Below are 25617 nucleotides of genomic sequence, written 5' to 3' on the forward strand. Positions count from 1 at the left end.
GATGAACAATAGATGCAAATTCTGCGGTTACAGATTTAAGGACAAGGGCGAGCAGATATGCCCCGAGTGCCTGACTGCCCGCGAGGAGGACATAACCTGCGGCAGTTTCGGTGAGGACGACCACAGCCATGCGGTCTATGATGACAGATATTTTTCTTCACAGACTTATGCACGCAACGATACGTTCCGTGACGGCAGAGCGGAGTTCCTGAAAGATGAGCGCCGCGCCGAGAACCGCACTGCGGCTTCAAAGTACGAAAAGCGCAACGGCGGCGACATCAGTATGGAGATGAACACAGGCAGGGCGCAGCCATTTGGTTACGGTTACGATCCACAGAATATAAGACCGAGCGAACGCGGCTATACTCCGCCCGCTAACGGTCAGGGCAAACCAAACGGCTGCGGCAAAGGCTGTCTGGTGTTTATCATACTGATGGTCATTTTAGTTTCGTGCTTTTTCTATATGGTAGACCACCCGAAAGCAGTCGAGAAACTTTTCGGCGGCAAACTGAACACCGAAAATACCGTTCAGACCGAACAGGGAGAAATGAGCTGCTTTTTTGTCAGCAGTGTCAGAGATGAGATAGACTCAGATTCGGAAGACCTTAATACATTTACAAAGAAGAATCTCTTCCTTATCGAAAACGGCGAAATGGTGGAGAGCAGTGATGCTTCTGCAAGGAAACTGTACTCATACCAGTGCGAATTCCGCTTTAAGTATGAAGATAATTCGCCTGTCAGCAGAGATGACCTCGATATAAAAAATGTCCACTGTGCCGCTTTTGATGCTGATGACAATATCATAAGCAGTTACGATGGATTTGTGGCTGATAAGGTGCTGATAACAGTAGGTTCGCAGTCTTCCATCAGACCAACACTTCTTTGCGATTCTGAGTGCAGCCGTGTGGTGATCTCTATTGATGCTGAGTTCAAGGGCGAGTCTGTAAACTACGATTTTGAGATATGAGCATGAACGATATACTTAAGTGCTGCACTCTTTGCCCGCGAAGATGCGGCGCTGACAGGCTTGCAGGCAAAACAGGCTTCTGTCATGCGGGTGCAAAAGCAAAGATAGCCCGCGCCGACCTCCATTATTGGGAAGAGCCGCCCATCAGCGGCAAAAACGGTTCGGGAACGGTGTTCTTTTCGGGCTGTAATTTGCAGTGCTGTTTCTGCCAGAACCATGAGATATCAGAAGGCTGCAAGGGCTTTGAACTGAGTGATGAAGAACTTGCGGAAACATTCCTTATGCTGCAAGGCAAGGGCGCTGAAAATATCAATCTGGTGACAGCAGCACCGTATGTGCCGCAGATAATCAACGCACTGGATATAGCCGGCGACAGGCTGACTGTACCGATAGTCTATAACAGCGGCGGCTACGAGAACGTAGAAACGCTGGAAATGCTTCGCGGTCGGGTGGATATCTTCCTGCCCGACCTGAAATATTATTCGTGTAAACTTTCGGCTGAGTATTCGGGCGCGGCAGACTATTTCGAGCAGGCATGCAGGGCGCTCATTAAAATGTGGGAACTGGTGGGCGCACCGCAGTTCGATGAAAATGGTATGCTCAAAAAGGGTGTTATCGTCAGACATCTGGTGCTTCCCAACTGTCGGCATGACTCAGCAAAGATAGTGGGCTGGCTGGCAGATAATTTCGCGCCGCATGAGATACTTATAAGCCTTATGAGCCAGTATGTGCCGATGCACAAGGCGCTTGACATCAAAGCGCTGTCAAGGCGCACTTCCACATTCGAGTATAACACCATCTGCGAAATGGTCGAAAAATGCGGTTTTGACGGCTATTTTCAACAGCGGGCGGCGGCTGAGGACAAGTATGTTCCCGAATTCTTTGATGAAAAATACTACTGAGCTTTTGTAATTCACAATTCATAATTCATAATGTATAATTGTTGACATAAACGAAAGTTTCGTTCGTTTTGGCAAAATATGATTAATTTGTAGGGTGGGAGCTTTTGTAATTCACAATTCATAATTCATAATGTATAATTGTTGACATAAACGACAGTTTCGTGCGTTTTGGCAGAATATGATTAATTTGTAGGGTGGGAGCTTTTGTAATTCACAATTCATAATTCATAATGTATAATTGTTGACATAAACGAAAGTTTCGTGTGTTTTGGCAGAATATGATTAATTTGTAGGGTGGGAGCTTGCTCCCACCTTTTGCTATTCGCACCCGCTTACGGGGAACATCTCTGGCTATGCACACCCTTGCGGGAAACACCTCTCGAATTGTAGGGCGGGTGGCTTGCCCCCGCCGTGTGACACGCACAGAACCGAGATAGAACGGCGAACCATCATGGCGATATCCCGATAATTCGGCGTTGTAACATGTCATGGTGGCGTAACATGGCGGGAGTTATGCCGACACGGTCGCATACGCCCCTGCCCTACACAGAGTTTTCCACACATGGAAAACGGCAAACTTTCGCCCATGTCAATAATTATGAATTATGAATTGTGAATTATGAATTAACAGAAGCGCTGTGCGAAAAATAAGTGAAATCACTTGCAAACAGACGGTGAATGTGTTATAATAATTGTGTATGAAATGTTCGTTGAGGGGATGTGATCTGTTGCGCAGAATGCGTATAAGTCTTGCGGCGGCGGTGATGGCTGCAAGCGTGGCTATGAGCGGCTGTACAGGGTTCAGCTTTACTGTTGACGGTCTGCTGAATGCACCTAAACTAACCGAAGAACAGGGCGAGATACACGAGGCTCTGACTGCGGCGGTAGGCGGCAGTATCACACTGAAATACCCCAGAAACGGAGATAATCGTTCAGCTTTTGTGATCGCTGACCTCGATGGCGAGGTGGGCGAGGAAGCGCTGGTATTCTATGAATACAGCACAGGCGGCGGCTCGGACGACGGCATAAGGGTCAACCTGCTGGACAAGGACGAAGAGGGCAAATGGTACTCGGTGAAAGAACTGGCAGGTGCAGGCACTGATGTTGATAGGGTCATAATCACCCAGATGGGCGAGAAAAGCCGCTGTAACGTGCTGGTGGGCTATCAGTCGGTGACGGGCGGCGAAAATTCACTGGAGATATACAGCTGCTACGAGGGTGACTTCAAGCGGGTCGGTACAGATACCTATTCGGTGCTGGATACGCTGGATATAAACTATGACGGCTACCGTGAGATAGTCACTATACAGCGCCAGAATAACGCAGATACGGGCGCTGTCACCGCAAAAGCATCTCTGCTCGATATGGCTGACGGCGAACTGGTGAAAACTGAGGGCATAGAGATGTGCGCTAATGTGCAGAACTATGTCAATACCTGTTCGGGTCTGCTGAATAAACAGCATGAAGCTATTTTTATAGACGGCTTGAATCAGGACGGCAGTTTGCAGACCGAGATAGTCTACTACAGATATTCCAGCCTGCAAAACCCCATGCAGCTGAGTCCGCAGAAACTCCTGCCGCTGTGTACGCGCCCCACAGGTTACTACAGTACAGATGTGGACGGTGACGGCATAGTTGAGATACCCTCTACCAGACCGATGACAGGGTACGAAAATGCCATCATAGACGAGATGGTCTATATGACAACATGGAACATATACGAAGATTTCTTTAACCTGACCGAGAAGTATCGCGGATATTATTCGATATCCAACGGCTATTTCTTCGCTTTCCCAAACAGGTGGAACGACCTTGTGACGGTCAAGCGTGAGGCTGATACTTCCGAACTGGTGTTCTATAAGTATGAGGGGGATATAAATGCCTCGAATACCGAGATAATGCGTATCGCGGCGGTGGCAAGGCGCGACAGTCAGGAGTATGTTGATGACGGATATCGGCTGATAGCGAATAAAGGTCAGCTTGATTATTATGTCAAACTTCCCGAAGATACGCGCGAACCGCTGATACTGACCATAGATGAGGTAAAGAACAATTTTTATATAGTTGACTGACACCCCGTTCGGCGTCAGGTAACTATGATATACGATAACGGAAAAATATACTGAATACTTACCGAGAGGAGAGTTTGCAATGAAAAAAGTGCTTGTTTGCGAAGACGAAGATTCTATCCGCGAGTTTGTGGTGATAAATCTGGTGAGAAGCGGCTATGAAGTGGTCGATGTGAACTGCGGCGAGGACGCACTCAAGGCTTATGAAGAGAATGAGGGTGCTTTCGATGTGGCACTGCTGGATATAATGATGCCCGGTATCGACGGTATGCAGGTCTGCAAGAAGATAAGGGAGAAAAATTCGGGCATGGGCATAATCATGCTGTCGGCAAAGAGTCAGGAGATGGATAAGATATCCTGCCTGATGAGCGGCGCTGATGACTATATAACCAAGCCTTTCTCCATATCCGAACTGATCGCGAGAGTTGATGCTGTTTGCAGGCGAGTCAACCGCTCGGCAGTAAAGCCCGAAGAAGCATCTACCATAACATCGGGTCCTTTCGTGCTTAATCTGAAGAGCCGCACTGTGCTGAAAAACGGCAGACAGATAGACCTGACACAGGTCGAGTACCAGATAATGGAATACTTTTTCAAAAACCAGAACGCCGCGCTTGACCGCTCCAGCATACTAAACCACATCTGGGGCGAAAGCTATTACGGCGATGACAAGATAGTCGATGTTAACATCAGGCGTATCCGCATGAAGATAGAGGACGAACCCTCCAACCCGAAGTATATACTGACCATATGGGGCTTCGGCTATAAGTGGTCGGGCGGAAACGGTTAAGGGGTCTGCATAAATTGAGTGTTGATACAAAGCGTAAATATCGCGGCGGCGAAAGCATAACAAGGCACTGGCTGGTCAACAGCATGGGCATAGTCACGCTGATACTGCTGGTGGTGGAGATAGTGCTGATATTCATTGTGCGCAGTTACTACTACAGTTCAGCCAAGCAGTATGTGACTTCCAAGATGAATATAATCACCACATCGGTGATGAATTCCTCAGATGATACCACCAACTATAACGCCGAGATACGAAATATCGTTGAAACATATGAAGATAAGGACAGGATAGAACTTATGGCGATAACCGCTGACGGCAATGTTGATGTCACATCATCGGGCTTCTCTTTGCAGGGCGGCGACAGCATGAGCGATTATAAAGAAGCCAAGTCCTCAGCGGCAGGCACAGCCTCGCAGATAATCAGACTGCCCACAGGCGAAAAGGTGGTGGCTGTTACAGCTGTCATCTCTCCGAAAGGGTGCGACTACGAAGCACTGAGAATGCTCAGTTCCATGAAGAACATTGACCGGCAGATAGGCATGCTGATCGTGGTGATAACGGCGATAGTCACAGGCATAATACTGCTGATGTTCTTTACAGGCATGTATTTTATCAGGCAGATAGTCATACCTATAAGAGGTATCGCAGATATCACCCATAAGTACGCTAAGGGCGATTTCTCAAAGCGTATCGAGAAGAAGAGCGAGGATGAACTGGGTGAACTGTGCGACTCGATAAACAACATGGCGGAAGAACTTTCAAATACCGAGCAGATGAAGAACGAGTTCATATCATCGGTATCGCATGAACTGAGAACACCGCTGACAGCCATCAAGGGCTGGACTGAAACTGTAGCTACCATGTACGGCGATGTGGAAACTTTCAAGAAAGGTATGCGCGTCATAAACAGTGAAACGGAACGCCTTTCGCAAATGGTCGAGGAATTGCTTGACTTCTCGCGCATACAGGATAACAGACTGCTTTTGCAGATGGATACCATAGATATACTGGCTGAACTGGGCGAAACGGTGCTGATCTATCAGGAAAGGGCGAGGGTGCTGGGCATAACGCTCAACTACTTTGAGCCTGATATGCTCCCTTTCGTTTACGGCGATAAGAACAGGCTCAGACAGGTGTTCATCAATGTGGTGGATAACGCCATAAAGTATTCAGATAAGGGCGACACCGTATCGGTGGAGGCTTATGAGGAAGAGGGAGATATCTGTATCTCCGTGTCTGATACGGGTATAGGCATATCAAAGGAAGACCTGCCGCGCATCAAACAGAAATTCTTCAAGGCGAACCACACACGGCGCGGTTCAGGCATCGGTCTGGCGGTGGCAGATGAGATAATAGCAAGACACGGCGGTACGCTGACAATAGACAGCGAGCAGGGCGTGGGTACGACAGTTATGATAACCCTGCCGTTCATTGAGCAGGAACACAAGTCGGAGGAGAGCGACACAGTCGATGTGGAACTGATATCCTCAGATGACAAGCCCGAAGGGGCTGTAGAAAGGAATAATACCGATGAGCAATAATGCTAATGCGGGCAAGGAAAAATTCAAGTCGAAGATAGGCGGTCAGGCGGTCATAGAGGGCGTTATGATGCGCGGAATAGATAAGATGTCTATGGCGAACCGCCTGCCTAACGGCGAGATAGATATCGATATATGGGAGATAAAAGGCGGCAAGAATCAGGCGTGGTACAGGAAAACGCCTTTCGTGCGAGGTATCTTCAATTTTGTGACCTCGATGCTGGACGGCTACAAGTGCATCTCCCGCTCGGTAGACAAGCAGATGACCGATGACGGCGAAGCTGATGAAGAGCCTACAAAGTTCGAGAAGTGGCTGGAAGAAAAGCTGGGCGATAAGCTGATGCCCGTAGTTTCAGGCATCTCTATGGTGATAGGCGTTGTGATAGCGCTTTTCCTGTTCATGTGGGTGCCGTCGGCTGTCATCAAGCTGGTCGAGCATATAGCGGGCACAGAGTTCAACGCGGTGCTCAAGAACGTGATCGAAGGTCTGCTGAAAATAGCAATATTCGTGGGCTATACAGCGCTGACTTCACTTATGCCCGATATGAAGCGCCTGTATGAATATCATGGTGCCGAGCATAAGACCATAGCCTGCTACGAAGCCGAAACAGAACTGACACCCGAAAATGTCAAGAAGTTCGTGCGCTTCCACCCGAGATGCGGCACCAGCTTCATTTTTCTGGTGCTGTTCACAAGTATATTTGTCAATACCATCTTCCGAATATCATGGGCAAGCCTGCCGCTGAGAGTGCTGTGCAAGCTGGCGCTCCTGCCTGTGGTAACGGGCATCGCTTATGAACTCATAAGACTGGCAGGCAAATATAATAACGCCTGCACAAGGATATTCTCCGCGCCTGGACTGTGGATACAGCGCATAACCACCCGCGAACCCGAAACTGACGAGATCGAGTGCGCTATCGCGGCGCTGAAAGCCGTTATCCCCGAAAACAAAGAGGAAGACAGATGGTGACTTACAGAGAACTGCTGAAAAAGCAGACGGCTGTTCTCGAAAAGGCGGGCAACGACAATGCGCTTTTCGATGCCTGCGAACTGATGGGCAAGGCGCTGGGCGCTGACTGTCGGGGCGGTGCATTTGAAAGTCTGCTGGCGGGCGAAGCTGAAACTTCGGTGAAAGCTGAGTTTGAGGGGCTTTGCCAAAAACGTGTGAATGGTGAACCGCTGCAGTATCTTCTGGGTGAGTGGGAGTTCTACGGACTGACACTGAAAGTCGGTAAAGGTGTGCTTATCCCCCGACAGGATACCGAAACACTGGCAGACCTTGCGGTGGCTAAGTACAAAAAAACGGATAATATAGTTGTTGCAGACCTCTGTTCGGGCAGTGGGTGTATAGCGCTGGCGCTGGAAAAACACCTTAAATGCCGCGAGGTCTGGGCGGTTGAAAAAAGTGAAGCGGCGGCAGGTTATCTCAAAGATAATCTGGCGCTGAACCATTCGGCGGTGAAACTTGTCATGGGCGATGTGCTGGATAGTGATACCGCGAATAAGATACCTGCGGCTGACCTGATAGTCTGCAACCCGCCTTACCTGACGGCTGATGATATGGCGGCTCTGCAAACGGAAGTCACTCATGAACCTAAAGAAGCCCTTTACGGCGGTGAGGACGGTCTTGACTTTTACAGGGCTGTCACCCGCATCTGGAAAGACCGCCTGAAACAGGGCGGCACTCTTATTTACGAGATAGGCGCAGGTCAGGAAGACGACGTTATGCAGATAATGGTACAGCATGGCTTTGAAAATGTGCGGTGCAGACCCGATCCATGCGGGATAATGCGCTGTGTTATGGGTACAAAAAATGAACACCTCACCGAAAGGACAGAGTAGCTGAATGCTTTATATAATCAGACACGGTAAGACTGACTGGAATTTATTGCATAAATTGCAGGGCAGAACTGATATACCCCTGAACGAAGAGGGACGGCAGATGGCGCGTGAAGCGGCAGAAGAGTACCGCGATGTGCATTTCGATGTCTGCTACTGTTCGCCGCTTGTAAGGGCGCGTGAAACTGCCGAGATACTGCTTGAAGGCAGGTCGGTACCCATTATGACCGATGACAGGCTGGCGGAAATGTGCTTCGGTGAATACGAGGGCGCTGAATACAGTTTCTCTGCAAACGACAGCCCGATAAATACGCTTTTCCACGAACCCGAAAATTACAGGGGCGCAGGCAGTGCCGAAACGCTTGACGAACTTTTCGCAAGAACAGGCAGTTTTCTCAAAGAAGTCGCGTACCCACTGGTGGAACAGGGCAAAGATGTGCTGATAGTCGGGCATGGCGCGATGAATTCATCGATAGTATGTCAGGTGAGAGGTCTTGAACGTAAAGATTTCTGGAGTGCGGGCATTGAGAACTGCAAGCTGATGAAACTGAAATGACATCGCCGTAAGTCGGCGGGTGAAACTTTTGAAGAACCGAAAGAAGTACCTTAAACGCCGCGCAAGACTCAGGCGGCTGATAAACGAAGGCTTTGAATTTGAAACAGGGTATGTCTGTGAGGTATGCGGTGAAAAGCTGTATGACTTCCCGACATACGATGCGAGGGGTTGTTTGAAATGCGGCGGCTGGGCAGAAGATGTCTGCGGTGACCCCGATTGTCCAATGTGCGGCAAAAGACCCGCATCGCCGCTCGGTGTGTATTTTGAGAGCCGACAGACAGCGGCACATGCGCTTTGCCGCAAGCGCAGTTTGCAGGATAACTATTTTCACAAGTCGAACGGCGCTGTGAAACACAGAAAAAGGCGTTTGCAGTACAAAAAAATACTCAATAATTGAAATACGTACAACTTTTGGTACGCAAAGACGCAAAAATCGAAAAAATCACTTGCAGTCCGTACAAGCGGACAGTTAATGTGTTATAATATAAGCAGGAAAGAAAGATTTCCGAAAAAATATATGTTTGAAAGGAAATATCGAAAATGGCTATTGATAAGAAGAAAAAGGAAAAATCACCACAGGTACACAACATAACAGACGCGGACGAAAAGAAGAAGGCACTTGAAACTGCCATCGCGTATATAGAGAAGCAGTTCGGCAAGGGTGCTATAATGAAGCTGGGCGATGCAAGGGCAATGGACGTTGAGGCTATCCCCACAGGTTCAATGACACTTGATATGGCGCTGGGTATAGGCGGCGTACCGAGAGGACGAATCATCGAGATATACGGACCTGAGTCTTCGGGTAAGACCACTGTTGCGCTGCACATAATCGCTGAAACACAGAAAATGGGCGGCGAGGTCGCATTCATCGATGTCGAGCATGCCCTTGACCCTGTGTATGCGCAGAATCTCGGCGTTGATATCGACAGTATGCTGGTATCACAGCCCGACAGCGGCGAACAGGCGCTGGAGATAGCCGAAGCGCTGGCTCGTTCGGGCGCTATCGACTGCATAGTTATCGACTCGGTGGCTGCGATGGTCACAAAGGCTGAAATTGACGGCGAGATGGGCGACACCCACGTAGGTCAGCTGGCAAGACTGATGTCGCAGGCGATGAGAAAGCTGACAAGCGTTGTGTCAAAGTCCAATACGACCTGCGTATTCATAAATCAGGTGCGTGAGAAGATAGGCGTTATGTACGGCAACCCCGAAACCACTCCGGGCGGTCGTGCGCTCAAGTTCTATGCTTCGGTAAGAATTGAAGTAAGACGCGGTGAGCAGATAAAGGACGGCGGCGAAGTTATCGGTAACCGTACACGCTGCAAGGTAGTCAAGAACAAGGTAGCACCTCCTTTCAAGGAGTGTGAGTTCGATATCATGTACGGCAAGGGCGTTTCCCGCGTGGGCGAGATACTCGATGCTGCGGTAGATCTGGGCATCGTCAAAAAGGGCGGCGCATGGTTCAGCTACGAAGACTACAAGCTGGGTCAGGGACGCGACAACTCAAAGCAGTTCCTGCTGGATCACCCCGATGTCATGGCTGAGATAGAGGAAAAGGTAAAGAAGCAGGCTGCTGAGGCGCTGGCAGCTGCCAATAAGAAGAGCGATAAGAAGTCAAAGCTGGAGGAAAAGGCTAACGCAGGCGCATCAGCCGATGTCGATGAAGATGAGCCTACAGCACCGTCTGAGGAAAATTTTGAGGAGTTCGCACCTGTTGACATCGACAGCTTCGGTGAGTGATAAATGCTTAAAATAACGAACGTTTCCAAATATAAGGGAATGACCATGATGATCGAGTTTGAGGACAGGGAAGCCGAGTTCTTGAATCAGGAGATCGTCCGCAGATATAATTTAAAGGCAGGCTTAAGTCTGCCTTTGTCTGCGTGGGAGGATATCAGAGCCGAAGAAGAGTACCGCAAAGCTCGTGAAAGGGCGCTTTATCTGCTGGATTACCGCGACTATTCCTATGTTGATCTGTTCCATAAGCTGGAAAAAAACTACAGCGAGGATACCTGTTATCGGGTAATGGACAAAATGGTGGAGCTGGGTACGATAAATGATAACCGCTACGCTGAGGGTCTGGCGAGGCATTACGTTGAAGTGAAATGCTTCGGAAGCAGGCGGGCTTTTCAGGAGATGCGCGGCAAGGGTCTGACGGCTGAGGTCATCAAACGTGCGCTGGCAGTTTATGATGAAGATGAAGATACGACATGGTACGACAGACTCTACGAATTGGTCGAACGAAAGTACCTCAGATACCTTGATGACGAAAAAGGCGTGAACAAGGTGAAGAATGCACTGGTGCGATACGGCTACAGCTATGACCTGATAAAAGATGTGCTGAGAGATATAGGGGAAGAGTACAGCGAGGAGGAATAGGGTATGGATAAGATAAGGTATAATGATGAGCAGGAAGCCTTCGAGATAGACTATGAACTGTGGGGGCAGAAGGTCACTGTGCTGTTTTATATGGAAGAACAGCAGGAGATAATCGAAAATCTCTCAGAGATAGCCGATAAGCTGGGCAAACTTGACCGCAATAAGTCAAAAATTGCCGAAGTCATCAAGCGTGACGGCTGTTATGATAAGAAGAAGTTCCCGCTGATGACCATAGCACAGCTGGAAGAACAGATGAAGATAGACAGTGCATTTGTAGATATGGACGAGGACGGTGTGGTGCTGGGCGCTACCGTTGTCACCCAAAACGGCGCACTGGGCGAGGGTGTTATGGTAGAAGTGCTTGAAGACGGCGCGCTGGAAGTGTCTGCTGAGGGTAAATTGCTGTAAATTTCTCGCAGGTCTTTACAAATCGGGAAAATGGTGCTATAATATAGGAATGTATTGATTAAAAGTTTGTTTTTGATTGGAGTTCTTATCGTATGTCTACAAGAGTGGGTATGGTATCACTCGGATGTCCCAAAAATCAGGTGGACGCCGAGCATATGCTGTTCGACCTGAAAAAAGAGGGCTATCAGATAGTCGCAGATGCGGCACTGGCTGATGTTGTAGTAGTCAACACCTGCGGCTTTATCGAAAGCGCAAAGCAGGAAGCCATCGACACTATATTGGAATTCTGCACCCTTAAGCAGGAGGGCAGGATAAAAGCCGTGATAGCCACAGGCTGTCTGGCTGAGAGATACCGCGATGAAATGAAAAAGGAGATACCTGAGCTTGATGCAGTGGTGGGGCTTGGCTCAAACTCAAAGCTGCCTGAGATAATCAGGGATATCTATCGCGGTGAAGAGCAGATATGTGCTTACGGCAGCAAGACCGACCTGCCGATGGAGGGCGGAAGGATAATATCCACCGAACCCTTCTACGCATATATTAAAATAGCTGAGGGCTGTTCCAATAACTGTACCTACTGCGCTATCCCCGCTATCAGAGGAAAGTTCCGCAGCAGGAAGATGGAGGATATACTCGAAGAAGCAAGATGGCTGGCTGAAAACGGTGTTACCGAACTGGTGGTCATCGCACAGGATACCACAAGGTACGGCGAGGATATCTACGGAAAGTCAAAACTGCCCGAACTGCTGAGAGAACTCTGCAAAATAGATGGTTTCAAATGGATAAGAACACTTTACAGCTATCCCGAACGTATCAGCGAAGAGTTCATAGATGTGCTGGCAAGCGAGGAAAAGCTGGTGAAATATATCGATATGCCGATACAGCACTGCAACGGTGATGTGCTAAGGTCGATGAACCGACCTGGCAACGAAGCGTTCTTGCTTGAACTGATATCGAAGCTGAGGGCGCGTATCCCCGATATCGTGCTGAGAACTACGCTGATAGCAGGTTTTCCGGGTGAAACTGAGGCGCAGTTTGAAGAACTCTGTGAGTTTGTGAAGAATGTGGGCTTCGAGCGGCTGGGTTGTTTTGCTTATTCCCCCGAAGAGGGCACTAAGGCTTTCTCGATGGAGGGTCAGGTCGATGAACAGACCAAAGAGCGCCGCGCTGATATAATCATGCGTGAGCAGATGCTTGTGGCTGACAGATATAATCAGGCACAGCTTGGCAAGACCATCGAGGTGGTTTGTGAGGGCTTTGACCGCTATGCTGAATGCTATTTCGGCAGAGGTACGGCTGATGCCCCTGAGATAGACGGCAAGATATTTTTCACCTCTGAGAAAAAAGTGCAGGTGGGTCAGTATGTAAAGGTCGAACTTTTCGATACAATGGATTATGACCTGCTGGGTACAGTAGTTGAATAGGAGGTCGGTAAAATGAAGAGTATGAATCTGCCAAATAAACTGACAGTGCTGAGAGTGGTGCTGATACCGTTCTTTATGTTCTTCCTGCTGTGTTTTGAACTGGGAGAGCGTACACATACCATACTTGCGCTGATAGTTTTCATAGCCGCATCGCTGACTGATATGCTTGACGGTAAGATCGCAAGGTCGCAGAATCTTGTGACGACTTTCGGCAAGTTCCTTGATCCGCTGGCGGATAAACTGCTGGTAATGGTGGCGCTCATCAGCTTCACATTTGAACGGTGGATAGACCCTATAGCGGTAGTCATAATCCTTGCAAGAGAATTCATGGTGACAGGACTCAGACTGGTGGTCGCAGGCGAGGGCGTTGTGGTAGCCGCAGGCATCTGGGGCAAGGCGAAGACCGCTTTCACTATGGTGGCTATGATAGTCATAATGTTCCTGCAAATACTTTACCCCGAACTCAAAGGTGCGCCGGATCTGAACTGGCATTCACCGGTATTCCTGATAAATGAAGCGCTTATTTGGATAGCTGTCGTGCTGACAGTGGTATCAGGCGGCATCTATCTCAAGGCTTACGGCAAGTATATCGACCCCAACGAATAGAATAAAAAAATGCGTATCAGCAAAAGTACCCGCGTTTGCGTACTACAGAGAGGAGCCGTTCGGTGCAAGGCTTCGTTCGGGCGCGGTGAAGTGCGGCTGACAGCAGGGAGTGAGGAAAGATGACGAGTATTCCTCCCCGTTACCCCGCGTTAAGGGGAAACAAGGCTGTGTAAAGAAATGCACAGCAAAGCGGAGTGGGACCGCGTGTGAGAGATCATTCGCCTCCGAATGCGTAAGTTTTGCGCGTTCGGAGGCTTTTTTGTTTCAGCTTTCTGCTCATTTGGAGGAAACACTTATGGGAAATATCATCGGAAGCATCATAAAAAATTATAAGGCAGAGATACAGTCGATAAAAGACAGAGATCCTGCCGCTGCAAGCACGCTGGAGATACTGACTTATGCAGGTCTGCATGCGGTGGCTATGTACAGGGTGGCTCACTGGTTCTATATAAGGGATCTGAAATTCATCGCCAGAGTCATCTCGCAGACCGCCCGCTTCCTGACGGGCATCGAGATACATCCCGGTGCCAAGATCGGCAAGGGTCTGCTGATAGATCACGGCGCAGGTGTGGTAATAGGTGAAACCGCCGAGATAGGCGATAACTGCCTGCTCTATCAGGGGTGTACGCTGGGCGGCACAGGCAAGGATCAGGGCAAGCGCCACCCCACACTGGGCAATAATGTGATGGTCGGGTGCGGCGCTAAGGTGCTGGGACCTTTCAAGGTGGGCGATAACTCCAAAATTGCCGCAAATGCGGTCGTGCTTGAAACTGTTCCGCCGAACTGTACCGCTGTGGGCGTGCCTGCAAGGGTCGTTAAGCAGAATGGCAAGCGCACCCTCGACCTCGACCAGATACACATACCCGATCCTGTTTCGCAGGAACTCTGCAAAGGCCGAATGGAACTGGAAAGGCTCAGAAAACGTGTGGAAGCACTGGAAAAACGCCTTGAAAAGGAGGGCTGATGTATGGAACATTATGACCTTATAGACCTCATGCTTTCAAAACCCTATATATTTACAGGCGAGAGCCTTACAGCACTGAGGTTTTTCCTTAATGGTTATTCCTATTGCAGACTGGAACACAAGATGATCGACAGCGAGCCGCAGTTCAGCCTTTTTCCGCTTCCCTGGAAATTTTTCGGGCTGTATGTGAGATGTCAGATACCCGTTGACTGCGGTGAGCGCGAGTGGTATTATCAGATGATGTCATACTATGGCGATAAAGAGGGCTACCGCATGTTCTGTAAGTTCTACAGCGAGTTCAGGCGATTAGAGGTGTCTTCCATGCGCCGCATGTCGCTGAATTATGACCAGATATCCCTTTATTACGAACTTCTGGATAGAAAAATGGAAACGCATCAGGGCGAACCTGAGTATGAAGTATTTGACAGAGCGAGTAAATTATCGCCGCAGTCTGTGTATATCATAAATCTGTCAGATGGCACTTCGCTGGTGGCGCTGGAAGATGTCAGTCATGTCAGGCTGATGCTGTGCTTTTTCAAGAGCGAACAGCGCGCAGAGAAATATGTCTACAGTCTTTTTACCTCATTTGATGCAAACTGGTTCGAGGTCACCGGGGTGAGCGAGCCTAAGTTTACCAAGCCCTTGACCGCAGACAGTGATTATATCGATTCCGAACTTTGAAAATGATAATATGAGTGACCCCCTTTAGCACATCACTTCATACGCAGGTATTATAATTGACAGTGCTTCACGTAAGGCTGTTTATTGTGGTGTGTCAGCGGGACAGCCATAAACGATAATATAAATTGGAGGACTTAAAAATGAGAATTTACAACACACTTTCGCACAAGGTAGAAGAATTTGTGCCGAACACAGCAGGCAAGGTGGCAATGTATACCTGCGGACCTACCGTGTACCACTTCGCGCACATCGGCAACCTGAGAAGCTATATAATGGAGGACGTTCTGGAGAAGTACATGCGCTGGCAGGGTCTTGATGTCAAGCGCGTCATGAACATCACCGATGTGGGACACCTGACATCTGACGGCGATACAGGAGATGACAAAATGCTCAAAGGCGCAAAGCGCGAGCATAAGACTGTCATGGAGATAGCAAAGTTCTATACCGATGCTTTCTTCACCGACTGCGCTAAGCTGAATATCAAGACCCCGGATGTGGTCGCACCTGCCACTACCTACATCGATGAGTTCATCAAGGTCATCTCTTCACTTATAGAGAAAGGCTATGCTTACGAGGCAGGCGGAAATATCTACTTTGATACTTCCAAGCTGGACGAATACTATGTGTTCCACAATTTCAGCGCTGAAGACCTCGAAGTAGGCGTGCGCGAGGGCGTTGAGGAAGATACCAACAAGCGCAATAAGGCGGATTTCGTGCTGTGGTTCACAAAGTCCAAGTTTGATGACCAGGAACTTAAGTGGGAATCTCCCTGGGGTGTGGGCTATCCCGGCTGGCATATCGAGTGCAGCTGCATCTCCATGAAAAATCTGGGCGAATATCTGGATATCCACTGCGGCGGCGTTGACAATATTTTCCCGCACCACACCAACGAGATAGCACAGTCTGAGGCTTATATAGGTCACAAGTGGTGCAACTACTGGTTCCACGTACACCACCTCAATACCGACACAGGCAAGATGTCCAAGTCAAAAGGCGAGTTCCTGACTGTTTCACTGCTGGAAGAAAAGGGTTATGACCCGCTGGTCTACAGGTTCTTCTGCTTGCAGTCCCACTACAGGAAGTCACTGGTATTCTCATGGGAAAACCTGGATAATGCCAAGACTGCTTACGAAAAGCTGACAGCGCGTATCGCTTCACTTATGTCGGGTGACAAGGGCGAAGTCATTTCTGCTGACTTTGATGCGCTCAAAGCAAAGTTCACCGCCGCTATGGACGATGATATAAACACTTCCAACGGCATAACCGCACTGTATGATGTCCTCAAAGCTGATACCACACCTGCTACCAAGCTGGCGCTGATAGAGGACTTCGACAAGGTGCTGTCTGTCGGTCTTATCAAGGCGGCTGAAAAGCAGAACGAAGAGAAGTCGGGCGGCGATATCCCCGCTGAGGTAATGGCGCTGGTCGAGGAAAGACAGGCGGCAAGAAAGGCTAAGGATTTCGCGAAGGCTGACGAGATACGCGATAAGATAGCAGCACTGGGCTACGCTGTAAAGGAAACTCGTCAGGGCACTGAGATAACCAAGCTCTGATCGGGGTGGTACGATGGAAAAGAAAACGGAAAAGAAAAATTACTATCAGGTCAAGCACAGTGAGCGTTTTAAGACCTATTTCAGGTTCTCACTGATAGCTATGTGCTTTGTGCTGGTGTTCACGCTGTTTCAGGCTTGCCAGCGTGCAAAGGACGGCGGTGGGCTTGACCCCGATGATGTTGAGCTGATACAGTATCAGCTGCCGAAAGATGATGCGCCTGTTGTGGTATTTGAAACAAGCGAGGGCAGCTTCACAGCAGTGCTGTATCCCGATGAAGCCCCGGAATTCTGCAAGTATTTTGAGGGTCTTGTGAATGATGGCTACTATGACGGCACCTACGTTTTTGCAGTGCAGGATGGTGTGTATTTCATGGGCGGCTCAAAAGCATCAGATGGCACTGACACCGACTCAACTGACAAGAAACAGCTTGAACCTGAGATACACAAGAATTTATGGCCATTCAAAGGCACGCTCATCTCCTACGGTGACAAGGGCGGTTCGATATTTGACAGGAAGATAATGTCGGGCAGCCGAATACTGTTTGTTGACTCTGTGGAATTTACTGAAGATTTCATCAAAGAACTTGACTCGGCGGGCGGCAATAACGACCTTGTGGAGGCTTTCAAGAAAAAGGGCGGCATACCAAATTTCTCACAGCAGTATACCATATTCGGGCAGGTATATGACGGCTTTGAGGCGTATGATGCCATTTGCGGCAAGGAAGTGACCGACAGCGAGAGCATGCGGCCAAAGCAGACCATCACCATAGAACGGGCATATATGTCAACATATGGTGAGCATAAAAATGACAGCTTTTTCGACATCTCGACCGATACCCTTTCATCGGCTGACCGAACTGTCACCGACGGCGAATAAAATACAGCAATAAACAGACCTCTGCGTGCATAAGGGCGGCGCTGATATAGAAGTTTTAAGCCATGGTATTTCTGATGCAAAGTCAGAAGTACTATGGCGTTTCTATTGACAGTGCATAGATGACGTGCTATAATGGTAACTAACATAAATCGGAATTTACTTTTCCAAAACAGAAAGGTCGGATAAATGTGAATATTATTGCTATGACTTGTATGTGCGTAGATGTTTTTGATGATACCGGAGAAATCCGACCCGGTGGTGAAGCATTGAACTTTGCTGCAATTGCATCAAAATACAATCATATTTCAGTTGATCTTCTTGGTGCAATTGGTGACGATGATTATGGTAAGGCAATATTGAGATCTATTGAAAATAAACCTATCAACAAAGAGTTTATCCACATTATTTCAGGCTCTGCTACTGCAAACCATCGGATTTATCTTACTGAGAAAGGTGATAGATATTTCAAAGATGATTCATGGAACGGTGGTATTCATGACACATATCTTCTTAGCGATTCTGACAAGAACAGAATTGCAAGTGCTGATGTTATCTTTATAACCTTTGATTCTCCTAATTTTGATGATGTATTAGAACTTAGAAAGAGTTGTCGTTTTCAGCTTGCCGTTGACTTCAACGTGCTAAGAGATTTTAAGAAAATAGAAACTATTGTACCGTACATTGACTTCTTTTTTATCAGTGGTGAGAAGAGTATTCTTTTACAATTTCAAAAATGGTCTGAACGGTATGACAACATATTTAACATTACACTTGCAGAAAATGGCAGCGTTACTTATTATATGGGAAAAGAATATAGAGTGGATGCTGTGCCTGTCAATAATGTAATTGATACAACTGGGTGCGGTGACAGTTATCATGCTGGCTTTCTTTGTTCATATTTGAGAGATTGTGATATTATAAATGCAATGAATGAAGGTTCAAGAGTCGCTTCTAAAACATTAAGTCATATTGGCGGCTTTTAACGGGTATATGTTAATCTTGCAACATCAAATTATGATTTGTCTTAGCAGTTGTATAAAATACAATGCCCCGAAGCACTTTGAAGTGCTTCGGGGCAAAACTTCTATATGCGTACCCGTCTTAACGCAGAGGTCTTTGTGTTTATTTACGTATTCCGATGCCGTCAAGCCGTTTTTCAAACTCGTCTTTAGGCAGTGGTCTGTCATAGTGATATCCCTGAGCAATGTCACAGCCGTAGCGTTTCAGTATTTCGACCTGAGTTTTGGTTTCAACACCCTCAGCGATACATTCAAGCCCCATCTCCCGCGCCATAGCGACAACGTATTTGAACATGACTGTTCGCGGGCTGGACTCATCGTCATCATCTATAGGCACGATGCTCTTGTCTATTTTGATGACGTTCCAGGGGACTTCCTTTATAAGGTTCAGCGATGAATACCCGCTGCCGAAATCATCGACCGAAGCTGATATTCCCCGTTCCTGCAACCCATTGACCACACGTTTAAGGTCTTTGAACTCCACATCGGTAGTAGTTTCTGTCAGTTCTGCCTCGATAAGATGGTGTGGAATATTATGCCTGTCGATTATTTCCATCAGGTGTTTCAACAGGTCAACATCGAGTATGTGCTTGCGCGAAAAGTTGACAGAGATGCGCGGCAGCTGTCTGCCCTCATCGAGCCACTGCCGTATATCGCGACAGACATGGTCTATCATGTAGAAATCCAGCTTGCATATATCCGTATTCTGTTCCAGTATTGGTATAAACTCGTCAGGCGGTATCAGCCTGCCGTCATGCTTCCATCTGCACAGCGCCTCTGCACCTGTCATTCTGCCATCTCTGACATCGACTTTCGGCTGATAGTAAACGAGAAATTCCTCTTTTTTCAGCGCTTCGGGGAATATGTGCTGTATGGTGGCGTTGTGTTTTTTTGTGTTGACAAGTTCCTCGCTGTAGAAGATTATATCTTCCCGCCCCGCGCTTTTTGCAATGTATGATGTTGGCATTACCTTGTCAAGCAGGTCGGAGATGCCCGCATATCTGTAGTCAGCTTCCACTATATAGATGCCCGCAGTGGCGCTGAGCATTATGCTTTCGCCGTAATCTTCACCGAACCTGACAACAGCACCGCTAAGATGACCGAACACAGCATCTACCTTGTCGGCATCAAATATGGTTATAAAATTATCACCGCCGATTCGGCAGACAGGTATTTCACAGCCCGTCAGCGCTTCAAGATCGTCAATGAAGCGGCGCATAACAGTGTCGCCGTTCTTTCTGCCTATCTGATTGTTGACCGCCTGAAAATGCCGCAGGTTGAAGTGTGCCACAGCCTTTCCCTGAAGATCGTTCTTTCCGCCAAGACTTTCGACCTGAGTACAGAAATATCGCAGATTGTGGTAGCCCGATTCGTCTATATATGCGAAACGGTTCGCGACTTGCTTTAGCATCTGGCGGCTGTTGAACACAAACAGTATCGATATCATCAGCGCGAGCCTGTTCCTAATCCTGTCACACCACTCAGCACCGCCGTTCAGGTGGAAAAATTCATATATCACAACGCCGCCGCCGTCCGTGACCCTTCTGTCAACGATGACATTATCATCATGCACGCCGTTTTCATACAGCACCAGTTTTACTCTGTTATCAGAACCCTCAAGTTCAATGTTCTCATAAAATGTGATCTCCAGCTTTGCCACATCGGATATCCTGCATATGTCACCGACAGCTTCTCTGATAACATTCGGGTCGAGAGCATCTTCTGAATCATTCAGCTTTTGAAGAAAATGCCTGAAAGCAACAACAATGTCTTCTGTCATAACGCCACCTCCTCTCTGCATCGCTTTAAATGAACATAATGCGTATAATACATTACCATTTAAACACATTATAGCATAATCAATCAGATTTTTCAAGAGCATTATAAATTTCATTCACAAATTTACACCTTTTTATATTGTTATCCCGCAGACACACCACAAAAACAGCGGATATAAGGTTCTTGGCGTATGGTGCTCAATTATCCTTTTGTTTACCGCATTTTTAGTTGGTGTACTAAAGGGATAGTCATATTTTTATATTGTTATCCGATGGCATACCGAACCAAACAGCATACTGACAGGGCATAAAGTGGTTGGCGGGTAATTTTTTCGACACATGTAGGGGAAAATACAAACGCTCGGCCATCTTTATAAACACTGCGTTTAAGGGAGAGCCGATCATTAATATGAAGCACCTTTCACAGCAAATTACGAACGAACGGGAAGTGCCCGTACAGGGTCTTGCGCTTTTAAACTTCGTCATTACACCGCGTTTCGGCGTCTGCACCTCTTATGCGCTTTGGCGTGGGCAGAGGCGGTGGGGTGCGAACGTTCTTCGGTTGTTATGTCGGGTGCGTTTTCAAGATGCTGTGGGGAGCACAGGAGTATTCCCGCTGATGGTCGTACCGTAGTTCCGATAAAGGCGGCGAACAGCGTGCATGCTCTCCTACTATCAGTTAAAAACGGTCAAAAGTTGTACGTTTTTGTACAACTTTTAATGAAATATGCCTTGATCAAAACAAAAAACAGTTGTTTGCACAGACTGTTGTGCGCAATTTTATTGCATATGCACATGATATGGCGGTGGCTTTTTGAATAAGGTAATTATTTTAATAGACCACTAAGAATTATAGCGATCCAACTATTTAAATTCACAAGATCCGGTCGCAAAAGCTGGGATCTATGGGTTTTGTGACTGGATTTTGTCTGAATTTTAAGGCGGATTGCTATAGTATGGCGCGGCAGTTGGACAGCTATAAAATTTATTTAGATATAATGTACGCTTGTTAAGAAAAAAACTATTGTAATAAGTCAGAAAATGTGGTATAATAGCAAAGTAAGTTTGCAGAAACTTTTTACTGTTGCAAATGCAACATACATCACGCTTAAAGTATGCTAAAATAGTATATATTAAAGACGAAAGGACATTTTTAAAATGCTGGAGCTTAAAAACATCACTTTCAGCGCTGACGACAGCGGAAAGACTTCCGACATAATTCGCGGTATAAGTCTGATGATACCCGATGATAAATTCATAGTTATAACAGGACCGAACGGCGGCGGCAAATCCACCCTCGCAAAGATAATCGCGGGCATAATCAAGCCCACTGACGGCAGGCTGATATTCAACGGCACCGATATAACCGATATGAGCATAACAGAAAGGGCGAGATCAGGCATTGGCTTTGCTTTTCAGCAGCCCGTAAGGTTCAAGGGGCTGACAGTGCTTGACTTGCTGAGGATAGCGGCAGGCAAAAATCTGTCAGTTTCAGACGCATGCACCTATCTTTCGGAAGTTGGTCTGTGCGCCAAAGATTACATCAGGCGCGAGGTCAACGCTTCGCTGTCGGGCGGTGAGCTGAAGAGGATAGAGATAGCTACCGTCATGGCAAGAAATGTCAAGCTGGCTGTTTTCGATGAACCCGAAGCAGGCATCGACCTGTGGAGCTTCAATAACCTGATACGCATTTTTGAGAACATGCGCAAGGCTGAGCAGAGCAGGACAGTGGTAGTCATCTCCCATCAGGAAAGACTGCTTAAAATAGCAGACGAGATAATAGTACTGTCGGACGGTCAGCTGATAAAACAGGGTCCTGCCGAAGATATACTGCCCGAGATAATGAGCAGTAACTATGCACAGACTATTTGTCCGAAGATAGAAGATTAAGGAGGCGATGGAGATGTTGAAGATGGATGCTGTACAGAAACAGCTTTTACAGGAAGTTGCAGAACTTCACGATATTCCCGAAGGCGCATACAATCTCCGCGCCAACGGTGAGTCGGTGGGCAGGAATTCCACTGCCAATATCGAGATAATCGGTAAGACCGACAAGAGCGGTATCGACATAAAGATAAAAGACGGCACTAAAAATGAGAGTGTACACATTCCCGTTGTGCTGAGTGAGAGCGGTCTGAAAGAAACTGTATACAATGATTTCTATGTCGGTGAGAACTGCGATGTGCTGATAGTTGCAGGCTGCGGCATCGACAACTGCGGCACTCAGGATTCTGAACATGACGGTATCCACAGGTTCTTCGTAGGTAAGAATTCAAAGGTGAGATATGTTGAAAAGCACTACGGTTCGGGTAATGGCACAGGCAAGAGGGTACTGAACCCTGTTACTGAGGTATATCAGGAAGAGAACAGCGTCGTTGACATGGAAATGGTGCAGATAAAGGGCGTTGACAACACCGACAGAAAGACTATAGCCGAACTTAAGGCAGGTGCAAAGCTGAATGTCCGTGAAAGACTGATGACACACGGCGAACAGCAGGCGTTCAGCACCTACAGCGTTTCGCTGAATGGTGACGGTTCAAGCGCCGATGTAGTTTCCCGCTCGGTGGCAAGGGATAATTCCTACCAGAAACTCGACCTTTGCGTTAACGGCAACGCGGCATGCAGCGGTCACACCGAATGTGACTCTATCATCATGGACAGCGGCAGGATACTGGCAGTGCCATCGCTGGAAGCCAACAGCGTTGATGCGGCACTTGTACACGAAGCGGCTATCGGCAAGATAGCAGGCGAACAGCTTATCAAGCTGATGACTCTCGGTCTGACCGAAGCTGAGGCGGAAGAGCAGATAATCAACGGTTTCCTTAAATAAGCAAAAATTCAAGTGCACACGGAAAATTCTCCGTGTGCGCTTTTTGTGTCAGAAGCCCTCTTTGTCGCACCAGCTGTTGACTGCCGCCAGCATGCCGTCGATGTCAAGCACACCGTAGGCAAAGCCCTTGCGAACCAGTTCGGCAGGCAGATGCTCGTCATATTTCTCGAATAACGGTATCTCTTTCGGATAGACCAGTTCCATCGGGTCGATTGGCTTGTTCGCTTCCTCCCTCAGTGTGCGGAAGAATTCTTCTTTGGTGGCTTTCATCGTGAACTGGATAAAGTAAGGTCGGCAGGAATCCAGTCCGCGCATCTTCACCTTTTCTCTGCACCGCACATTCAGAAATCTCTCCAGTGCAAAGAAAGCATAAGTACCCACCCATGGGAAAAGCGCCCACATGTCGCCCCCCAGATTTATCAGATTGTCAGTGGTGACTCCCGAATTTCTCGTTGAGATACGCGCCTGTTCAAGTCTTGCCACAGCGTTCCTCATAAGGTATGGATAACTCTTGTCCTCGCACAGCACCTGTTTCATGCGCTGTAATATCTTTGTGTTTATATCTCCGGGACAGTCCCCGAAATATGCAGGGACTTTGCCTTTGACGGGTTCGCAGTATACCAGATGACGCTTGTGGTCAAGTTCGGTGACTATCCATACCTGACCCGCGATGGCTATTTTTTCACCAACGGGCGGCGGCATCACCAGCGTGCCCAACTCCTGCGACTCGCACCTGACCGTGTACTCCTCGTTCTCCTGAAAAACAGCGTAGAATTTGAAGTTGTTCACCAGCCGTTCCCCCGCCAGACCCACTATCAGCCCGCCCTCTTCGGTGCGCTGTATGTGTTCTTTCTCTATCAGGTGGCGCAGGAGTATCTTATAGTCGTCGGCGGTTATGCGGTGGAAATATTTCAGCGTAAGCACCCGCTGTGCCAGCTGTGCGGGTGTCAGTTCGCCGCAGGAAGCCAGTGTTGACATGGTCTGGTGATACAGCAGGCTGAACGGCAGGCGGTCAAATCTCGGCGGTTCGACCCACCGCTCTTCCAGATATACCTGCACAAGCGCTATGCCCTGCAACAATTTCCACGGGACTGTTGATGGCAGCATAGTTCGCGGTTCGGGCATATCCTCACGCATCACGAACCACATCTCAGGCGGCAGGTCGCGTCTGCCGGTTCGCCCCATTCTCTGCAAAAATGATGATACCGTAAAAGGCGCATCTATCTGAAAAGCCCGTTCCAGCCTGCCGATGTCTATGCCGAGTTCAAGGGTAGCAGTGGTGACAGTGGTCATCTGCACATCATCATCTTTCATGGCGGCTTCGGCAGTTTCACGGTATGATGCAGACAGATTTCCGTGATGTATCAGAAATCTGTCCCGCTCGTGGTTTGCTTCACAGTAAGACCTCAGCGTGGTGGTGACTGCTTCGCACTCCTCGCGCGAATTTACAAAAACCAGACACTTCTTCCCCCGCGTGTGTTCAAAAACATATCCGATGCCTGGATCGGCGTGCTGAGGTGCTTTGTCGGTGGCTTCTTCAAGTTCGGGCAGTGCTTTTATGTCCTTTTTATTGGACGCTGCCTGCACATCGCTGACATAGAAATGCTCCATCGAGAGCCGCCAGCGCGTGCCTTTGGCTTCTATTTTAGGTATCGCAGTTCGCCTGCCGCTGCCCGCGCCCAGAAATTCTCCCGCCGCTTCGGGGTCGCCTATCGTGGCAGAAAGCCCTATCCTTCGGGGATTGACCCCTGCCTGCCTGCAAAGCCGTTCTATTATGCAAAGTGTCTGTCCGCCTCTGTCGCCCCTCATCAGCGAATGCACCTCATCTATCACGATGAACCGCAGGTCGCCAAACAGCTTTGCTATGGCGGCGTGCTTGCGCATCAGCATGGCTTCCAGTGATTCGGGAGTTATCTGCAATATTCCCGACGGCTTTTTCAGCATACGCGCCTTATGCGACTGTGCCACATCGCCATGCCAGTGCCACACAGGTATCCCCGCATCTTCGCAGAGGTCGTTAAGGCGGGTGAACTGGTCGTTTATCAGCGCTTTCAGCGGACCGATGTAAATAGCCCCCACCGAGCGCGGCATGTCCTCAGAAAACAGCGTAAGTATCGGAAAAAATGCCGCTTCCGTCTTGCCCGATGCTGTAGAAGCCGTCAGCAGAAGATTGTCATCGGTGTTGAATATCACATCGCCCGCCGCCGCTTGTATGGCACGCAGGCTTTCCCAGTTGTTTCGGTATATAAAGTCCTGCACGAATGGTGCATAGCGGTCAAAAACGTTCATTTTCTGCCCTTTCCCTTAAAAGCTGTATCTTCATTCTTCTGCGGAAACGCCTGCGCTGAACATTATTGCGGTTCAGGCACCAACAGGCATATAAACGGTCGAAACCGTCTTCTTCGGTCATATTGCGGTGTATGTTGTTTTTCATTCCATA

At 48.3% G+C, this 25617-nt stretch carries 24 protein-coding genes and 1 other annotated feature; of the genes, 21 read left to right on the forward strand and 3 right to left on the reverse strand.

What is annotated here, in order from left to right; genetic code table 11:
• The first annotated feature begins 1 nt into the window (after position 1).
• From CUS_RS17335 to CUS_RS17425, 19 genes are all read left to right on the forward strand, one after another.
• Positions 2–967 carry a hypothetical protein gene (locus tag CUS_RS17335; protein ID WP_002853390.1) on the forward strand — a complete coding sequence of 322 codons (966 nt, stop codon included), beginning with the start codon at positions 2–4 and terminating at the stop codon, positions 965–967.
• Between the two features lie 2 nt (positions 968–969).
• A complete protein-coding gene (locus tag CUS_RS17340; protein WP_321576464.1) occupies positions 970–1869 on the forward strand; it encodes a radical SAM protein in 900 nt (299 codons plus the stop codon).
• A 737-nt stretch (positions 1870–2606) separates the two neighbouring features.
• Positions 2607–3941 (forward strand): hypothetical protein, encoded by a 1335-nt coding sequence (locus CUS_RS17345; protein WP_227945352.1) that lies wholly within the window; start codon positions 2607–2609, stop codon positions 3939–3941.
• 79 nt (positions 3942–4020) lie between these two features.
• The gene (locus CUS_RS17350; protein ID WP_002853197.1) at positions 4021–4725 is read left to right on the forward strand and encodes a response regulator transcription factor; all 705 of its coding nucleotides are present in this window, start codon (positions 4021–4023) and stop codon (positions 4723–4725) included.
• Between the two features lie 14 nt (positions 4726–4739).
• A complete protein-coding gene (locus CUS_RS17355; RefSeq protein ID WP_002853318.1) occupies positions 4740–6266 on the forward strand; it encodes a HAMP domain-containing sensor histidine kinase in 1527 nt (508 codons plus the stop codon).
• Positions 6256–7233: a DUF1385 domain-containing protein gene (locus CUS_RS17360; RefSeq protein WP_002853244.1), complete on the forward strand. Its 978-nt coding sequence runs from the start codon at positions 6256–6258 to the stop codon at positions 7231–7233. The genes CUS_RS17355 and CUS_RS17360 overlap by 11 nt, the downstream gene beginning before the upstream one ends.
• Positions 7227–8105, forward strand: coding sequence for a peptide chain release factor N(5)-glutamine methyltransferase (gene prmC / locus CUS_RS17365; RefSeq protein ID WP_002853433.1), 879 nt, complete (start codon positions 7227–7229; stop codon positions 8103–8105). Before CUS_RS17360 ends, prmC begins: the two co-directional genes overlap by 7 nt.
• A 4-nt stretch (positions 8106–8109) precedes the next feature.
• On the forward strand, positions 8110–8658 hold the full coding sequence (locus CUS_RS17370; protein ID WP_002853382.1) for a histidine phosphatase family protein: 549 nt from the start codon (positions 8110–8112) through the stop codon (positions 8656–8658).
• 19 nt (positions 8659–8677) lie between these two features.
• Positions 8678–9055 (forward strand): hypothetical protein, encoded by a 378-nt coding sequence (locus tag CUS_RS17375; RefSeq protein WP_431767929.1) that lies wholly within the window; start codon positions 8678–8680, stop codon positions 9053–9055.
• A gap of 143 nt (positions 9056–9198) precedes the next feature.
• Entirely contained in the window at positions 9199–10398 is a 1200-nt protein-coding gene (recA, locus tag CUS_RS17380) for a recombinase RecA (protein WP_002853276.1), read from the forward strand.
• 3 nt (positions 10399–10401) lie between these two features.
• On the forward strand, positions 10402–11037 hold the full coding sequence (locus tag CUS_RS17385) for a regulatory protein RecX (RefSeq protein ID WP_002853456.1): 636 nt from the start codon (positions 10402–10404) through the stop codon (positions 11035–11037).
• A gap of 3 nt (positions 11038–11040) precedes the next feature.
• Positions 11041–11445, forward strand: coding sequence for a hypothetical protein (locus tag CUS_RS17390; RefSeq protein WP_002853473.1), 405 nt, complete (start codon positions 11041–11043; stop codon positions 11443–11445).
• Between the two features lie 92 nt (positions 11446–11537).
• Complete coding sequence (gene rimO, locus CUS_RS17395; RefSeq protein ID WP_002853301.1) at positions 11538–12869, forward strand: 30S ribosomal protein S12 methylthiotransferase RimO; 1332 nt, start codon at positions 11538–11540, stop codon at positions 12867–12869.
• Positions 12870–12881: 12 nt separating this feature from the next.
• Entirely contained in the window at positions 12882–13475 is a 594-nt protein-coding gene (gene pgsA / locus CUS_RS17400) for a CDP-diacylglycerol--glycerol-3-phosphate 3-phosphatidyltransferase (RefSeq protein WP_002853324.1), read from the forward strand.
• Positions 13476–13480: 5 nt separating this feature from the next.
• Positions 13481–13704 (forward strand) — a binding site (T-box leader).
• Between the two features lie 87 nt (positions 13705–13791).
• Positions 13792–14439, forward strand: a complete 648-nt coding sequence (epsC, locus tag CUS_RS17405; RefSeq protein ID WP_037277960.1) for a serine O-acetyltransferase EpsC — start codon at positions 13792–13794, stop codon at positions 14437–14439.
• 3 nt (positions 14440–14442) lie between these two features.
• Positions 14443–15120 (forward strand): hypothetical protein, encoded by a 678-nt coding sequence (locus CUS_RS17410; protein ID WP_002853282.1) that lies wholly within the window; start codon positions 14443–14445, stop codon positions 15118–15120.
• A gap of 140 nt (positions 15121–15260) precedes the next feature.
• Positions 15261–16673 carry a cysteine--tRNA ligase gene (cysS, locus tag CUS_RS17415; RefSeq protein ID WP_002853443.1) on the forward strand — a complete coding sequence of 471 codons (1413 nt, stop codon included), beginning with the start codon at positions 15261–15263 and terminating at the stop codon, positions 16671–16673.
• 13 nt (positions 16674–16686) lie between these two features.
• Positions 16687–17550 (forward strand): peptidylprolyl isomerase, encoded by an 864-nt coding sequence (locus CUS_RS17420; protein ID WP_002853340.1) that lies wholly within the window; start codon positions 16687–16689, stop codon positions 17548–17550.
• A 188-nt stretch (positions 17551–17738) separates the two neighbouring features.
• Positions 17739–18533 (forward strand): PfkB family carbohydrate kinase, encoded by a 795-nt coding sequence (locus CUS_RS17425; RefSeq protein ID WP_227945229.1) that lies wholly within the window; start codon positions 17739–17741, stop codon positions 18531–18533.
• 139 nt (positions 18534–18672) lie between these two features.
• Here CUS_RS17425 and CUS_RS17430 read toward each other — a convergent pair whose 3' ends face one another.
• Complete coding sequence (locus CUS_RS17430; protein ID WP_002853416.1) at positions 18673–20349, reverse strand: putative bifunctional diguanylate cyclase/phosphodiesterase; 1677 nt, start codon at positions 20347–20349, stop codon at positions 18673–18675.
• Positions 20350–21505: 1156 nt separating this feature from the next.
• Between CUS_RS17430 and CUS_RS17435 the strand changes: the two genes are divergently transcribed.
• Entirely contained in the window at positions 21506–22237 is a 732-nt protein-coding gene (locus CUS_RS17435) for an ABC transporter ATP-binding protein (RefSeq protein ID WP_002853253.1), read from the forward strand.
• Positions 22238–22250: 13 nt separating this feature from the next.
• Positions 22251–23177, forward strand: coding sequence for a SufB/SufD family protein (locus CUS_RS17440; RefSeq protein WP_002853227.1), 927 nt, complete (start codon positions 22251–22253; stop codon positions 23175–23177).
• A 48-nt stretch (positions 23178–23225) separates the two neighbouring features.
• On the opposite strand, the gene CUS_RS17445 is transcribed toward CUS_RS17440, so the two are convergent.
• Entirely contained in the window at positions 23226–25466 is a 2241-nt protein-coding gene (locus CUS_RS17445; protein ID WP_002853333.1) for a DEAD/DEAH box helicase, read from the reverse strand.
• The gene (locus CUS_RS20130; protein ID WP_002853208.1) at positions 25453–25611 is read right to left on the reverse strand and encodes a hypothetical protein; all 159 of its coding nucleotides are present in this window, start codon (positions 25609–25611) and stop codon (positions 25453–25455) included. Before CUS_RS20130 ends, CUS_RS17445 begins: the two co-directional genes overlap by 14 nt.
• Positions 25612–25617 lie beyond the last annotated feature (6 nt).

Source organism: Hominimerdicola alba 8 (assembly GCF_000178155.2).
Taxonomy (GTDB): Bacteria; Bacillota; Clostridia; order Oscillospirales; family Ruminococcaceae; genus Hominimerdicola; species Hominimerdicola alba_C.

Bases quoted from the DNA above. Each gene is read 5' to 3' on its own strand.
- pgsA (WP_002853324.1), top strand. From the start codon at position 12,882: ATGAAGAGTATGAATCTGCCAAATAAACTGACAGTGCTGAGAGTGGTG.
- CUS_RS17360 (WP_002853244.1), top strand. From the start codon at position 6,256: ATGAGCAATAATGCTAATGCGGGCAAGGAAAAATTCAAGTCGAAGATA.
- prmC (WP_002853433.1), top strand. From the start codon at position 7,227: ATGGTGACTTACAGAGAACTGCTGAAAAAGCAGACGGCTGTTCTCGAA.
- CUS_RS17345 (WP_227945352.1), top strand. From the start codon at position 2,607: ATGCGTATAAGTCTTGCGGCGGCGGTGATGGCTGCAAGCGTGGCTATG.
- CUS_RS17445 (WP_002853333.1), bottom strand. From the start codon at position 25,466: ATGAACGTTTTTGACCGCTATGCACCATTCGTGCAGGACTTTATATAC.
- cysS (WP_002853443.1), top strand. From the start codon at position 15,261: ATGAGAATTTACAACACACTTTCGCACAAGGTAGAAGAATTTGTGCCG.
- CUS_RS17410 (WP_002853282.1), top strand. From the start codon at position 14,443: ATGGAACATTATGACCTTATAGACCTCATGCTTTCAAAACCCTATATA.
- CUS_RS20130 (WP_002853208.1), bottom strand. From the start codon at position 25,611: ATGAAAAACAACATACACCGCAATATGACCGAAGAAGACGGTTTCGAC.
- recA (WP_002853276.1), top strand. From the start codon at position 9,199: ATGGCTATTGATAAGAAGAAAAAGGAAAAATCACCACAGGTACACAAC.
- CUS_RS17385 (WP_002853456.1), top strand. From the start codon at position 10,402: ATGCTTAAAATAACGAACGTTTCCAAATATAAGGGAATGACCATGATG.
- CUS_RS17350 (WP_002853197.1), top strand. From the start codon at position 4,021: ATGAAAAAAGTGCTTGTTTGCGAAGACGAAGATTCTATCCGCGAGTTT.
- CUS_RS17335 (WP_002853390.1), top strand. From the start codon at position 2: ATGAACAATAGATGCAAATTCTGCGGTTACAGATTTAAGGACAAGGGC.
- CUS_RS17440 (WP_002853227.1), top strand. From the start codon at position 22,251: ATGTTGAAGATGGATGCTGTACAGAAACAGCTTTTACAGGAAGTTGCA.
- CUS_RS17430 (WP_002853416.1), bottom strand. From the start codon at position 20,349: ATGACAGAAGACATTGTTGTTGCTTTCAGGCATTTTCTTCAAAAGCTG.
- CUS_RS17390 (WP_002853473.1), top strand. From the start codon at position 11,041: ATGGATAAGATAAGGTATAATGATGAGCAGGAAGCCTTCGAGATAGAC.
- CUS_RS17420 (WP_002853340.1), top strand. From the start codon at position 16,687: ATGGAAAAGAAAACGGAAAAGAAAAATTACTATCAGGTCAAGCACAGT.
- rimO (WP_002853301.1), top strand. From the start codon at position 11,538: ATGTCTACAAGAGTGGGTATGGTATCACTCGGATGTCCCAAAAATCAG.
- CUS_RS17340 (WP_321576464.1), top strand. From the start codon at position 970: ATGAACGATATACTTAAGTGCTGCACTCTTTGCCCGCGAAGATGCGGC.
- CUS_RS17435 (WP_002853253.1), top strand. From the start codon at position 21,506: ATGCTGGAGCTTAAAAACATCACTTTCAGCGCTGACGACAGCGGAAAG.
- CUS_RS17370 (WP_002853382.1), top strand. From the start codon at position 8,110: ATGCTTTATATAATCAGACACGGTAAGACTGACTGGAATTTATTGCAT.